Annotated in this window: 13 protein-coding genes; 7 read left to right on the top strand and 6 right to left on the bottom strand. The window is 37.0% G+C overall.

The features are described from left to right. Positions 1 to 139: 139 nt before the first annotated feature. From OC457_RS18905 to hflX, 7 genes are all read left to right on the top strand, one after another. A complete protein-coding gene (locus OC457_RS18905; RefSeq protein WP_080173848.1) occupies positions 140 to 841 on the top strand; it encodes a DNA alkylation repair protein in 702 nt (233 codons plus the stop codon). A 128-nt stretch (positions 842 to 969) separates the two neighbouring features. Next, the gene (locus OC457_RS18910) at positions 970 to 1,620 is read left to right on the top strand and encodes a DNA-methyltransferase (RefSeq protein WP_080174005.1); all 651 of its coding nucleotides are present in this window, start codon (positions 970 to 972) and stop codon (positions 1,618 to 1,620) included. A 58-nt stretch (positions 1,621 to 1,678) separates the two neighbouring features. Continuing rightward, positions 1,679 to 2,611: a LysR family transcriptional regulator gene (locus OC457_RS18915; RefSeq protein WP_080173847.1), complete on the top strand. Its 933-nt coding sequence runs from the start codon at positions 1,679 to 1,681 to the stop codon at positions 2,609 to 2,611. 125 nt (positions 2,612 to 2,736) lie between these two features. After that, positions 2,737 to 2,982, top strand: coding sequence for a hypothetical protein (locus OC457_RS18920; protein ID WP_080173846.1), 246 nt, complete (start codon positions 2,737 to 2,739; stop codon positions 2,980 to 2,982). 268 nt (positions 2,983 to 3,250) lie between these two features. Continuing rightward, entirely contained in the window at positions 3,251 to 3,949 is a 699-nt protein-coding gene (locus OC457_RS18925; protein ID WP_080173845.1) for an SH3 domain-containing protein, read from the top strand. 170 nt (positions 3,950 to 4,119) lie between these two features. Then, positions 4,120 to 4,899, top strand: a complete 780-nt coding sequence (locus OC457_RS18930) for a TatD family hydrolase (protein ID WP_080173844.1) — start codon at positions 4,120 to 4,122, stop codon at positions 4,897 to 4,899. 102 nt (positions 4,900 to 5,001) lie between these two features. Continuing rightward, positions 5,002 to 6,351 (top strand): GTPase HflX, encoded by a 1,350-nt coding sequence (gene hflX, locus OC457_RS18935; protein ID WP_080173843.1) that lies wholly within the window; start codon positions 5,002 to 5,004, stop codon positions 6,349 to 6,351. Between the two features lie 116 nt (positions 6,352 to 6,467). Here the strand turns inward: hflX and OC457_RS18940 are convergent, their stop codons facing one another. From OC457_RS18940 to dnaK, 6 genes are all read right to left on the bottom strand, one after another. Further along, positions 6,468 to 7,751, bottom strand: coding sequence for an MFS transporter (locus tag OC457_RS18940; protein WP_080173842.1), 1,284 nt, complete (start codon positions 7,749 to 7,751; stop codon positions 6,468 to 6,470). Between the two features lie 25 nt (positions 7,752 to 7,776). Then, complete coding sequence (locus OC457_RS18945; RefSeq protein ID WP_080173841.1) at positions 7,777 to 8,520, bottom strand: glycerophosphodiester phosphodiesterase family protein; 744 nt, start codon at positions 8,518 to 8,520, stop codon at positions 7,777 to 7,779. Positions 8,521 to 8,852: 332 nt separating this feature from the next. Beyond that, positions 8,853 to 9,839, bottom strand: a complete 987-nt coding sequence (locus OC457_RS18950) for an LBF_2804 family protein (RefSeq protein ID WP_080173840.1) — start codon at positions 9,837 to 9,839, stop codon at positions 8,853 to 8,855. A 190-nt stretch (positions 9,840 to 10,029) separates the two neighbouring features. Then, positions 10,030 to 10,476: a hypothetical protein gene (locus OC457_RS18955; RefSeq protein ID WP_080173839.1), complete on the bottom strand. Its 447-nt coding sequence runs from the start codon at positions 10,474 to 10,476 to the stop codon at positions 10,030 to 10,032. A gap of 108 nt (positions 10,477 to 10,584) precedes the next feature. After that, complete coding sequence (locus OC457_RS18960; RefSeq protein WP_080173838.1) at positions 10,585 to 11,496, bottom strand: DnaJ C-terminal domain-containing protein; 912 nt, start codon at positions 11,494 to 11,496, stop codon at positions 10,585 to 10,587. Between the two features lie 251 nt (positions 11,497 to 11,747). After that, positions 11,748 to 13,655: a molecular chaperone DnaK gene (gene dnaK, locus OC457_RS18965; protein WP_080173837.1), complete on the bottom strand. Its 1,908-nt coding sequence runs from the start codon at positions 13,653 to 13,655 to the stop codon at positions 11,748 to 11,750. Positions 13,656 to 13,772 lie beyond the last annotated feature (117 nt).

Raw genomic sequence — 13,772 nt, forward strand, 5'->3', positions numbered from 1 at the left:
ATTTAGCTCGCAATATGAAAAAGTCAGAAGACTTGTTTTTATCAATCAAAAAACATAACAATATTGATTATAATAAAGTTATTAACCATTACATGCCTTAATGCTCAGCAGTAATGAGAGATAACAAAGAGGAACGGCTATGTCATTAGTTATACCAATGGTTATCCTTATGCAGCAGCATTTAGCGGCAGAAGGCAGCACACTTGTTGCAAAAAAAATGCAGTATGATCTTAATAGTCAGCAACCTTTTTATGGTGTTAGTCCAGAAAAGCGTCATAAAATATTTCAATTAGCGATTGCACATACTAGTATTGATAATATTGAAGATTATCACCGTTTGTTACTATGGTTATGGTCGGGCGTTTATCGAGAGGAACGCTATTTAGCATTAGATGCTGGTGAGTATTATCCTGAATATCAAACAATAGCCTCTTTTCATGTATATCTTGAAATGTTAGAAACGGCTGATAACGTTGATATTTTGGATCGTCTTGTGAGTAACCTGATTGGCAAGATAATGCTGCAAGATAAAAGCTTACAACGCTATCTTATTCAGTGGCGAGAGTCAGACAGCGTATGGTTAAAGCGAGCCTCAGTGTTAGCGCAGTTACATCATAAGCAACAAATGGATGTTGCCTTATTGAGTGATACTATTTTATATCTTGCGGCTGATAAATCAATGTTGGTTCAACAAGCGATGGGGCAAGTATTAAATGCTTATAGCCAAATCGATTTTACTTTTGTTGATAATTTTATAAAAAATAATATGACATTATTAACACCGCTTTGTCGACGTGAAGCAAGAAAACTCACAATGGTGGTAAATAGCACAGTTGATTAAAATTACCGACGTTTAATTGTTTGTTGCTATCTATATTACGTTTTTTTTGCTACAACACTTAGCGAAAGTAATGCCTATGCATAATGTGTAGGCATTATTGTTTTTTAATGTTCAGTGTGGGTTTCTCAATGCAATTATATCAACAAGATGCCGTCGAGTGGCTGTCTTCATTAGCGGATAATAGTATCGATCTTTTGATTACTGATCCTCCGTATGAATCGTTAGAAAAGCATCGAAAAATAGGCACAACCACACGTCTTAAAAATAGTAAATCCTCAAGTAATCAGTGGTTTGATATTTTTCCCAATCAACGTTTTCAAATATTATTAGAACAAGCTTATCGTGTTTTAAAGCCTAATAGTCATTTTTACCTTTTTTGCGATCAGGAAACGATGTTTTATATTAAACCTATCGCAGAACAGGTTGGATTTAAATTTTGGAAACCAATCGTGTGGGATAAAGTGGCGATTGGTATGGGATATCATTATCGAGCTCGTTATGAATTTATTCTTTTCTTTGAAAAAGGTAAGCGTAAATTAACCAATTTATCTATTCCGGACGTACTTGAATTTAAGCGTGTTTATCGTGGTTATCCAACAGAAAAACCAGTGACATTGATAAAAACATTAATCGAGCAAAGCTCTGTTGAAGGAGATATTGTCGCGGATCCTTTTTTTGGTTCAGGTTCAACTTTAGTCGCAGCGCAACAATTACAACGACAGGCATGGGGTAATGATATCTCAGATGCAGCGCATCAACATCTACGTGGTCGAGTATAGTCGGCATGATGTTGAGTTGATTAATGTATAAAGTCGATCGTTGTTAAGGGCGCTGTAAATGAAGAACTTTGATATAAACCTGTTACGTATATTGAATGTATTATTGGAAGAACAAAGTGTTACCGCCGCTGCAGCTCGACTTCATCTTAGTCAATCAGCGGTGAGTAAGCAGTTAGCTAAATTACGTCAGACATTTGCGGATCCTTTATTTGAACGGACACCTTATGGTTTACGGCCGACACCGAAAGCGCTGTCATTATCCGATTCAGTTTATGATATTTTACAACAAATTAATCAGTTAACGCGGGCTGAAGTATTTGATCCTGCGTTAAGCCAACGCCAATTTCATATTGATTTAGTTGAAACAGCTTATTCATTAACTTATCCCCGCTTTATGCCACAGTTGTTACAGCAAGCACCTGATATTAGCTTAACCAGTCAAACATGGAATGATGATAGTTTACAGCGATTATTACGGTGTGAAATTGATTTCGGAATCGGTATTTTTGAGTGGGATCAGCGTTCATCTAGTCATTATCGTAATGTGCCACCTTCATTGAATTATATCGAGTTAGCACGGGATTATCCGGTATGTTTGATGCGTAAAGGACATCCTGCATTAAATGCACCTTGGGATCTGGAAGTCTTTTTAAAATATCGACATTTGCAAGTTAGCATCGGGGGACTAAAACGGTGGTTACTTGATGAAATATTAGCGCTTGATAATAAGCAGCTCGATAATGCCGTTAATATGACCGATTTTTATGCAGCAGTAAAACTCTGTGAGCAAAGTGATCTTTTTATGTGCTATCCCTCAGCTGCAGCATTAGCAATGATTGATCAAACCGAGCTTGTCAGTCGTCCTATTCCTATTGAACTAGAGCCTGGAGGTTACCTGCTATTATGGAATAAACACTTTGATTTAGATTCGAGTCATCAATGGTTGCGTCAGTTAATTACACAAGGAATGAATTCAAATATAACAAAATAAATGATCACAAATGAAAATTAATTGCTCATGTTCTACAACATAAGTCACTAGTATATTAAGTCTAATGGCGTATCTTATTTGATCGGATTGTTTTTATTATAACTAAATTATTAAGGGTAGTAATTATGTCTCCTGCAGATAAAAAACTTCTTGATCAAATATTAGCACTTGAAGGTAAAGATCTTACTCAATTAACACCAGCAGAAAAAGCTATTTTTGATGCATTTAAAGCGCGTGAACATGAGTTTGGCGTTAGTGTTGAAATTGCAACTGAAGCTCCTATTGACGATTTAGGACAAGGGACTTCTGAGTATGATATTTATCAAAAAGAAAAAAAATATCCTCGTGAAATTATTATTAAACAAGATTAAAATAGGCTCTGTCATTATAAATAAAATAGTGACAGAGCTTTATTTATTTTTTGTGAATAATTAATCTTTTTATAAAAGAAAAACAAAATGTAATGATCTTTTTTAGTTAGTCATATTTCATTTTCGTATTATTATAGATGAACCAAAGAAGCCATTATTCATTTTGAGTTCATTTTTATTGCTTAATATAGCTATGCTCAATTGATATATTTATACACCCAGTTTTTAAATTATTTTTAAGTTATATAAATATACAGCAGAGGTTGGTATGAAACGTTTAGCTATGGCAATTACAGGTATTATCGCAGCGACTTGTATAAGTACTGCAGCATGGGCTGACACAAGTATTCAAACGATTAAGGTATATGAAAACCCAAGCGTTACTTCTCCTGTTGTTGAAACAATAAAATCAGATGTGCCGCTAATCACTATTTATCAAAATAATGGCTGGGAAAAAGTAGGCGATTCTACAAATGGTAATACAGGTTGGATCCAAAGTGTTGATCGCCAAATGATGGCAAAAGCTAATACTAAAGTGTTGCCTGATCAAACGACCAATACGATCAAAACCAAAGATGGTGAGAAAAGTGTAACTAAGGGTGTATTGCAAACACCACAAGGGCCATTCCATTACGAAATTGTTCAATTTCAAGGTCATGGCCATAATCAAAAAGTAGATAAGCGTTTTTTTGATGCGATGCAGAAACAACAACTTGAAATGAATCAAGCGTTTGCTAATTCTTGGAATACAATGGGTAGCCCAAGTGATTTTAATACCATGCAAGTTAATATGGCGAAGTTAATGCAGCAGCAACAACAGCAAATGTTAGCAATGCAACAGCAATTTCAGCACGCTGGGATTACTTCGCCAACGCAAGTTAAACTAAGTGATCATGTTGTAACACCAGCAAAAGAGACGACACCTGCGGTTGCTCCTTCTACAGGTGTCGTTGCTACCGCTAAATAAACACATTGTATTATCCAGTGAAAATAAATGAATAATATAACGAGGAAACCCTTTATTAATATTTAAGTTAATAGAGGGTTTTTTATTATTTACTTTTTATGCATTTGGTTGAGATAGCTACTTAATAATATTTTGCGTATGGTATGTGTTTTACTTGATAGATATAAATAATGATCACTGATATCCATTGCCATTTAGAATCTGTTACACCTGAAAATATTGCTGCTTTTATTGCTGCTGGTAATAAAATAGGGGCGGTATCAATGACTCTTGATAGTGCTCAACAGTTATTGAGATTAAAGCAGCAGTATCCTGATGGGGTTGAATTATTTTTAGGCGTTCACCCTGAAGTAAATTGTGATGAAACGATGATAGAAGCGGTGATAGCTTTGATTCATCAGCATCATGGTTTGTTAAGTGGTATTGGTGAAATTGGGATACCGTTTTTTTATCTTGATCACAAAACGACGATCGAAAAGCGACAGCTAAAACAGCAGGGCGCACAATTAATGGCTCGTTTTGTTGCTATTGCTGCGGATTATAATTTACCGATCAATTTGCATGTTGTGGAGGACGATATTGCGCTAGCACTGCCAATATTACAACGATATGGTGTAACGGGGGCTTTATTCCATTGGTATGAAGGCTCAGCATCACAATTAGCACTGTTATATCAACTGGGACATTTTATCTCGGTGAGTCCGTGGATTTTTGTTGATGATCACTATTGGCTATTTGTGCAAACTATACCGTTATCAATGATGTTAGTTGAATCTGATGCGCCATGTAAATATAACGGAGAGGTTGGTGAACCAAATATGGTGGTTACGGTGATTGCAGCTTTGGCTAAACACCATCAAATGCCGATAGCGCAATTAACAGCAATATTAGCGGCTAATACTCAGCGTTATCTTCGAAAAGAGGAGAAAAAGGTGAAGATGGTTAAGTGATAACCTAAACGACAGTCTATTTTTATATAAAGCTGATTGATAACAGCGTAGGATGAAACAAATATAAAAATAGGGTGCGCGTATGTGCACGTATAGAAAATTATGCAATTAACAGCAAAAGCCTCACAAAACCGTGCATTACTTATTTCAATCCAAACACCGCAATTTAAAGGTGATGAAGCCAAAGCATCACTGGCTGAATTAGCTCGTCTTGTTACCACGCTTGGTTTTAAAGTTGTGGGAACACAATCACAAAAACTCAGTTCAACCCAACGTATGAATGTACTTGGCTCTGGCAAGATGGCTGAAATAGCGCATCTTACGGGTAACCAAGGCTTTGTGGATGATTTCGATGATGATGATGATGACATTGTTGATGAGATGCTTTTTAGCGAACTACCTTCTGAAGATTTACCTTTTGGTAGTGCTGATGTCGTCGTTTTTGATTGTGATTTAAGTCCATCACAATTACGTAATGTTGAAAATCAATTAGGTGTCGAGGTATTTGATCGCACCGGTATTATTATTGAAATTTTTAGTCGCCATGCGCGTACTCGAACAGCACGACTACAAGTTGAAATTGCCCGCCTGAACTATCTAGCGCCACGTTTACGTGAATCAACCAGTGGTAACAAAGAACGTCAAATGGGTAAAGGTGCAGGTGAAACCACACTTGAACTTGATCGTCGTAAAATCCGTGACCAACTCGCAGAGTTAAGACGTGAACTTGCTAGTGTGCAAGATGAACTTAAAGGCCGTCGTGCGCAACGTTCAGAATTGTTCTGTGTCGCGTTAGTGGGTTATACCAATGCGGGTAAGTCATCAATGATGCGTGCCTTAACAGGCAGTGAAGTATTAGTTGAAAACAAATTGTTTGCGACGCTAGATACTACTGTACGTGCATTACAGCCAATTACTCAACCACGTATTTTAGTTTCTGATACCGTCGGTTTTATTAAGAAGCTTCCGCACGATTTAGTCGCGTCATTCCATTCAACATTGGCAGAAGCGCATGATGCTTCATTATTGCTATATGTGGTTGATGCCTCTGATCCTTCTTTTCGTTCACAGCTTGATGTGGTTCATGAAGTGCTACACGAAGTCGGTGTGGATGATATTCCGAAACAATTGGTGTTAAATAAATCAGACCAATTGAGTATCGAGCAACAACAAGCATTGATGGCTGAGTTCCCTGATGCGATCATGACATCGACTCGTAATCCGGCGGATATTACTAAATTACATCAATATATCGTTAATATTGCACAAGATGAGATGATCGAAGATGAAATCATCGTGCCATACACTGCCAACGGAATTATTGGTGAAATTCGCTCAAGCATGAGTGTGACCAAAGAAGAGTATGAGTATGAACATATTACTTTTACTGTTCGCTCAAACCCAATCAACTTAGCTCGTCTTAAAAAGCAAATGCAAAGTAAAGAAGAATAAAATACTGCTAGCAATATTGATGAGTTAATTCATTTTATTTTGTAATAGTAAAAATGACAAAGTCTCAATATATAAAAATATATTGAGACTTTAATTGGAGGTTTTTGCTGTATTATTTATGCTTCTGCATGAATAAGTTTACCTTCATTTTTCTTCTTCATTGAAATCAGAATGAGTGAACAAATCATGCCAAGGATAGCAACAGTTAGCCCTATACCAAAAATCATCTGGTAGGCTTGAACTGCAGGGTAAGTATCAATGATCCAGCCATTTAGAGCGTACGCCCAAAAAACAGAAGCATAAGCCGCAAAAGAGCCAACACTCATCGCTGAACCGCTATAATCTTTAGGTACACCAGCTTCTGCAACAGGGGCAAGAATGATGCCTTTTGCAAGAAATATACTAAATGAGAAACACATTAATAACACCATGTTAATCATAAGCATGCCTTCTGTTTTAGGTAATAAAATGGTTATACCTAAACAAATTACTGTTAGTCCTAATGCACAAAACATCATTTTAATGGATGATTTAAATACAAAGTCAGCAATAGAGCCAGCAACTAACCCAGCAATAACACCCATTGCACCTGTATTAATAATACCAAAAATAGCGGCTTGTGCTGTTGTTAAACCAAATACAGCTTGTAGATAAGGTACTGTATAAATTAGTGTGATATAAATCCAATATACGGTAAGAGACGTAATTGCAGCAAGCCACACTGTTGGCATTTTTAAGACATGAAAAAGTCCTTTAAGTGCTTGTTTATTTTTACTTTCACCTTGTTTTATCTCCATGTGATTATCAGGAACAAATTTCCACACACAAAAGATCATTGGTAAAATTAGTAAGGTATAAAAAACAATAGCGCCTTGGAATACTAGAATAGAACCTCCGACTAATGCCATGATACCAACAATAGCGGCGTTCATACTCATTTCAGCAGCACGGCGAACAGATTCTAATAAGCCAAATGCCATACCTTTATTTTTAGCACCTGACATTAATGTTACGCCGTTAACAACTGACGGCCAAAATGCGGCATCAACAAGCCCCCAAATACCGGCAATGATAACTAAAACACTAAATCCAGGTTCTAAGAAAATAATAACCATCATACTTATAAAACGGATGGTTAAACTGGTCATTAAAATTGATTTTACAGAAAAACGGTTGTTGACCCATCCTGCTGGTATATAAAAAAACATAGCAGAACCGATCAAGGTAAATAATATTCCCATTTGGGTATTATCTATCTGTAAAACTTCTAATAATAAATTGTAGAATGTTCCTTTGAATGCTTCAAATGCCGAGTAAATAATTTGCCCTGACATTACAACAGAAAAGAAACCGAATAATTGGTTTCTACTCGTGAAGCCTATTTTTTCAAATAACGTCATATTCGTACTCTTATTTTAGAATTTATTAATTTTGAGATTTGTATTTTGATGGAAATTTATGTGCAATATCAGTACAAATTCCATCCACACCCCAGTTAAATAATTCATTTGCTCGTGCTAAATCATTTACTGTCCATACATTTACTTTAATACCCGAAGCCTTGAATTTATTGACCATTTCACGTGTTAGCCCTTTTTCTTCTGGGTGAATATAATCGGCCTGACACCATTCAATGATTGAATTCCAATCATCCCATAGCGTATGGCTTTCAAATAAACAAGCCACCTTAGTTGTTGGGCTTTGACGTTTAAATTCAGATAATACGAGATGATTAAAACTTGAAACAATAAGTTCTCGATCTGGATTTAATTCGGTTAATGCTGCGATTAAATTCTTAATGAGAAGATGACTTAATTCTGCACTTTCAGAGCATGATTTAATTTCAATATTAAGGTTTAATTCTTTTTCGTTTACTAATGAAATTAACTCTTGAATGGTAGGTAAACGCTCATTGATGTAATCATCACTAAACCAACTTCCAGCATCAATAGAAGATAGATCTGCATGACTAATATCAAATAGACGACCACTTTTATCAGTGCAACGATCTAATGTATCGTCATGAGAAATAATAACAGTACCGTCTTGTAAAATGTCTACATCGCATTCAAACCATTGAACACCATTATCTTTACATAATGAAAATGCGGATAATGTATTTTCTGGAGCAAGAGAAGACATACCACGATGAGCTATTAAAGTTTTCATTACTAACCTATTTTTCGTATTAGAAGATTTAGACGGATAATAATACTTAGGTTAGTTTAGAAATGTGACAAGATCATACAAAATGAGCATTCGAACGTTCGAAATCGAGCTTTTTTTTGTTTATGTAGACGATGTAACAATTAAAGACAGTAAATCTTTTTTTGTTATTCTTAGTTGTGATTAATTTACCAGCTAATTGATTTAAATATGGTCTGAAAATGTATTGCTGATGCTTTAATCTTAATTGTAAAGAGATAAATAAATGAGTGGTAATTAAAAAAGAGGGTTGTTTACTCTTACACTAAGCAGTAAACAACCCGTAATTGAAGCTGTTACGCTAAGAGAGGATTGATTTTCTGGCGTTGAATAATCCCACATTGAATCAAGAGCTTTTTCTCATTGGCTGTTAGGCGCTGTCGAAAGAAGAGCAAGGTGGTCAGTATAGTAATGACCTCGTTATATTCTGCAGGATTTAATAGGCTTAAACTTTGTAATAGCAACGTCGGTGATTCAATGTCTGTTAGTGTAATTGGGGCTTGTTTATAGATTTCGTCATAGAATAATTCTAAATTAACATCACATTCTTGTTTATAGCTTTGGCGTACAGCAATACTGCGTAATAGCGCAGTGCGATATGTTATTGATACTGGCTTTTGCTGGTGGTGCGATACTTGATTAAGCACATAAATGCGTGCTGAAATCCGTAGTCTTACTTCACGCAGTGCTTTTTGTTGAACCCATGCATCCCAAAAACCGGTAATTAAGGTCGAAATGAGTGGTATATAAACGCGAACGCTGCTGCGCGATATTGATTTTTGTAGCACCGCTTTGATCACAAAGTTACTTAGAATATCTTTACCAGAATAAAGAGCGACTTTGATATAGCGAAATTTACTGAGTGCTTTATAAGGTTTAATGCCGTGAATATTATCAATGGGTTCTGAGAGTTCCATTACCGCACGAACTAATGATGCTTTCATTTTGTCACAAAAATGGTTCTTAGCACTGGCACGATTGATTAGTAGCGCGGTAGTGATAAAACCGATTTCAAATAAAAGTAATAATTCTAAGCCAATGAAGACAATATTGATTATTATTAGCCTACCGAGGTTATCCCACGCGAGCCAATTCTCACCTAAGAGTTCAAGATAGATTTCAAAGGCAACAATAACAAACGTTGTCATGAAACCAATGAAAAACGATAAGCCAACACAAAGTTGACAGAGTCTTTTATCTGAAATATGAGTAAAAAGAGGTGGACGATTAAGGTGCTTTTCAACGCGGCGAATGCCCCATTGTTCAATTTTATGTTCTATCATAACGGGTAAAAATTGGACTCACAATTTAGTCTAGAAACGACGCAACAGGATAATTGCTGCGTATTCTAAATCGAGTTTGACTAAAGACGTACCAATTTTATTGAATTATTTATAGGATCATAGCAAAGTGTTTTCATGGTGAATAATTGAGCTATTTAGTTGAGTAAGATGAGCGATTTTTAACTCATTTTTATTCTTTTTCACTGCCTTTAAAGCCTAAAAAGGATAATTGTTTTTTAGCTGCAGCAGGTGGAGTATAGCTGCTGTCGTTATCACCATCTTCAGTAATAGGTTGCTTTGAAATTGGCAACAATCGAAATATTGCAAATCCGCCTTCTTTTCGTACAAATGCAATTTGGCGATGTAAAAGGTTATCTGTTTCTGTTGTTGCTGCTAAAGTTTTGTCTTTAATTAATGCGAGCGGAGCGATCATTGCTTGGCAGTGATAGAGTTTGTAACTGTAGTCATTAAAAAAACGGCAGGGGTGATCTAAAGTGAATGTTTCGCCTTCAAGTAAATGACGACTATTTTCAACTGCGCTATTGAGGTCTGTGATGTTAGCAGCGAATGCACAAGAAGTGGTAAAACTGATGCCTGTAATCACTAACAAGCTGGTGGTAATGATTTTTTTTAGCATGGTTATTCCTACTTTTAATATTCGTTTAATGTAAAAAAGCCAATACGTTAGAATGATAATATTCGTCGGTATTGGCTTTATTATAAACTGAGTTTGGTTTAGTGCAGGTTAAGCCGCTGCAAACTCATTCAGTAATTCTTTTTGACGTTCGCTAAGGTTGAGCGGTGTTTCAATTACTAGTTGAACAATTAAGTCACCAGTATTGCCCTTACGATCGGTAACACCCTTGCCTTTAAGACGGAATTTACGCCCGTTTTGAGTACCTTCAGGTATTTTCAAACTAATAGCGCCGCCTAGTGTGTTCACCTCCACTTTACCGCCTAATGCTGCGGTAACAAAATCAGTGGTTGCTTTACAAAGTAAGTTATTACCTTCACGAGTATAACGTGGATGAGGACGAATATTCATTTGAATATAAACGTCACCTTGAGCACCACCATTAACACCAGGATGACCTTTGCCTGTCAGACGAATACGGCCACCATCTTCGATACCCGCAGGGATCTTGATGTTAAGTTTTTTATTAGTTTGAGTGCTACCTTCAAAAACAGGTAAATCGATAACGCGTGATGCACCATTGATCGCATCTTCAAGGTCGATTTCCATGGTGTATTGAAGATCTTCACCTTTTTGAGGGCGGGTAGAGTGACGTCCACCGAAGCCGCCTCGACCACCACGTGCATTAGAGAACATATCACCAAATGCACCGCCAAACATGTCCTCAAAGTCGCTATAACCCCCTTGTTGACCAAAGCCTTGCTGACCGCCGCGATGACCTCCACCCATGCCTGGATTTTCAAACGCGTTATGACCAAATTGATCGTAAGCTGTGCGTTTTTCTTTATCCATAAGAATCTCATAGGCAGCTTTTACTTCTTTGAATTTATCGGCTGCGGTTGGATCATCAGGGTTTTTATCTGGGTGAAACTTCATTGCTAGCTTTTTGTAAGCTTTCTTAATTTCTTTTTCAGATGCAGTTTTGGCGACACCAAGAACTTCATAAAAATCGCGTTTTGACATTGGTAACACCTCTTATCCCTATAGGGACAACTATCTGGAACATTCTAAATCATACAGTTAAAGCATATGATAACGAAAAACAGCATCATACTTAAACAGTTAATGAATTAAAAAGGCACAGATAGTTAGCCTAATAGGATTCTCTCTATTGTGATCGTCGAAAAGGGCGAGAGATAAAAATCTCTACGCCCATTGTTATTATGAAGTTTTTGTTTTGTGCTGTCGATTATTGAGACAGCAACAACAACGTTTTACTTCATTTCTTCAAACTCAGCATCTACAACGTCATCATCTTTCGCTTTTTGTTGTTGGTTAGCGTCAGATTGTCCTTGAGTATTTGCTTGGGTTTGAGCCTGAGCATGTTCCATTATTTTTTGTGCTGCTGTCATTAACGCTTGAGTTTGTGTATCTATCGCTGCTTTATCATCGCTAGATTTCACCGCTTCAAGTGCTGTGATAGCTGCTTCAATGTTCGTTTTTTCTGCTGCAGGGAAGCTATCTCCCGCTTCAGTCATCTGCTTACGTGTGCTATGAATCAATTGATCCGCTTGGTTACGAGCAGTCACTAACTCTTCAAACTGTTTGTCTGCGTCTTTGTTAGCTTCTGCTTCTTGTACCATCTTTTCAATTTCAGCATCGGTTAAACCGCCAGATGCTTGAATAGTGATCTTTTGTGCTTTACCTGTTGCTTTGTCTGTGGCTGATACATTTAAAATACCATCCGCATCTAAATCAAATGTCACATCAATTTGCGGCATACCACGCGGTGCAGCTTGAATACCTTCAAGGTTAAACTGACCTAATGATTTATTATGTACCGCTTGTTTACGCTCGCCTTGAAGGACATGGATCGTTACTGCGTTCTGGTTATCTTCGGCAGTAGAGAATACTTGATTCGCTTTTGTTGGAATCGTCGTATTCTTATCAATCAAGGTTGTCATCACACCACCCATGGTTTCAATACCAAATGATAGCGGTGTTACATCAAGTAATAGCACATCTTTAACATCACCCGCTAACACACCACCTTGAATAGCTGCACCCATAGCAACAGCTTCATCTGGGTTAACGTCTTTACGTGGCTCTTTGCCAAAGAAATCAGTCACTACTTTTTGTACCATAGGCATACGTGTTTGACCACCAACCAAGATAACATCAGTAATGTCACTTATGTTCAAGTTCGCATCTTTCAACGCTAATTTTACAGGCTCTAGTGTACCTTGTACTAGGTCTTCAACCAGTGATTCCAATTTTGCACGTGTGATCTTAACATTCAAGTGTTTAGGACCAGTTGCATCCGCGGTAACGTAAGGTAAATTGACATCAGTTTGCTGTGCTGACGATAATTCGATCTTAGCTTTTTCTGCCGCTTCTTTTACACGTTGCATTGCTAGTGGATCATGTTTAAGGTCGATACCTTGATCTTTCTTAAATTCACTTACTAAGTAGTTAATTAGGCGCGTATCAAAGTCTTCACCACCAAGATGAGTATCACCATTGGTTGCTAGTACTTCAAAGGTTTGCTCGCCATCAACGTTATCAATTTCGATAATAGAAATATCAAATGTACCACCACCTAAGTCGTAAACAGCAATAACACTGTCACCGGCTTTTTTATCAAGACCATAAGCTAATGCTGCCGCTGTTGGTTCATTGATAATACGCTTAACATCGAGACCTGCAATACGGCCTGCATCTTTTGTTGCTTGACGTTGAGCATCATTAAAGTAAGCGGGAACGGTAATGACAGCACCTGTTACTTTTTCACCTAAGTATTCTTCTGCTGTCTTTTTCATTTTTTTCAATATTTCAGCAGAAACTTGTGGTGCAGCCATCTTTTGGCCTTTCGCTTCAACCCATGCATCGCCATTATCTGCTTTGACAATTTTGTAAGGCATGATATCAAGATCGCGTTGGATCTCATCATCTTCAAAACGACGACCAATTAAACGTTTAATCGCAAACAATGTATTTTCAGGGTTAGTCACTGCCTGACGTTTTGCTGGTTGTCCTACTAAGGTTTCACCATCTGTGTAAGCAATAATTGATGCAGTGGTACGCTCACCTTCCGCATTTTCAATAACGCGTGGTGTATCACCATCTAAAACAGCAACACAAGAGTTAGTTGTACCTAAGTCAATACCGATAATCTTACTCATAGTTATAATTCCTTTGTGCGTCAGATTGATTAGTTTTTCTTATTCGAACGGCGAGTTCTAAGTATGCCGTTAAGGTCCATGAAAATGGTTCATGTGATCTTTGTGAATAACAATAAT

Source organism: Photobacterium toruni, from assembly GCF_024529955.1.
Classification (GTDB): Bacteria; Pseudomonadota; Gammaproteobacteria; order Enterobacterales; family Vibrionaceae; genus Photobacterium; species Photobacterium toruni.

What these genes read in the sequence shown, in the direction of transcription:
- OC457_RS18905 (WP_080173848.1), top strand. Translation starts at nt 140, where the DNA reads ATGTCATTAGTTATACCAATGGTTATCCTTATGCAGCAGCATTTAGCG.
- OC457_RS18940 (WP_080173842.1), bottom strand. Translation starts at nt 7,751, where the DNA reads ATGACGTTATTTGAAAAAATAGGCTTCACGAGTAGAAACCAATTATTC.
- OC457_RS18945 (WP_080173841.1), bottom strand. Translation starts at nt 8,520, where the DNA reads ATGAAAACTTTAATAGCTCATCGTGGTATGTCTTCTCTTGCTCCAGAA.
- hflX (WP_080173843.1), top strand. Translation starts at nt 5,002, where the DNA reads ATGCAATTAACAGCAAAAGCCTCACAAAACCGTGCATTACTTATTTCA.
- OC457_RS18930 (WP_080173844.1), top strand. Translation starts at nt 4,120, where the DNA reads ATGATCACTGATATCCATTGCCATTTAGAATCTGTTACACCTGAAAAT.
- OC457_RS18915 (WP_080173847.1), top strand. Translation starts at nt 1,679, where the DNA reads ATGAAGAACTTTGATATAAACCTGTTACGTATATTGAATGTATTATTG.
- dnaK (WP_080173837.1), bottom strand. Translation starts at nt 13,655, where the DNA reads ATGAGTAAGATTATCGGTATTGACTTAGGTACAACTAACTCTTGTGTT.
- OC457_RS18955 (WP_080173839.1), bottom strand. Translation starts at nt 10,476, where the DNA reads ATGCTAAAAAAAATCATTACCACCAGCTTGTTAGTGATTACAGGCATC.
- OC457_RS18950 (WP_080173840.1), bottom strand. Translation starts at nt 9,839, where the DNA reads ATGATAGAACATAAAATTGAACAATGGGGCATTCGCCGCGTTGAAAAG.
- OC457_RS18910 (WP_080174005.1), top strand. Translation starts at nt 970, where the DNA reads ATGCAATTATATCAACAAGATGCCGTCGAGTGGCTGTCTTCATTAGCG.
- OC457_RS18960 (WP_080173838.1), bottom strand. Translation starts at nt 11,496, where the DNA reads ATGTCAAAACGCGATTTTTATGAAGTTCTTGGTGTCGCCAAAACTGCA.
- OC457_RS18925 (WP_080173845.1), top strand. Translation starts at nt 3,251, where the DNA reads ATGAAACGTTTAGCTATGGCAATTACAGGTATTATCGCAGCGACTTGT.
- OC457_RS18920 (WP_080173846.1), top strand. Translation starts at nt 2,737, where the DNA reads ATGTCTCCTGCAGATAAAAAACTTCTTGATCAAATATTAGCACTTGAA.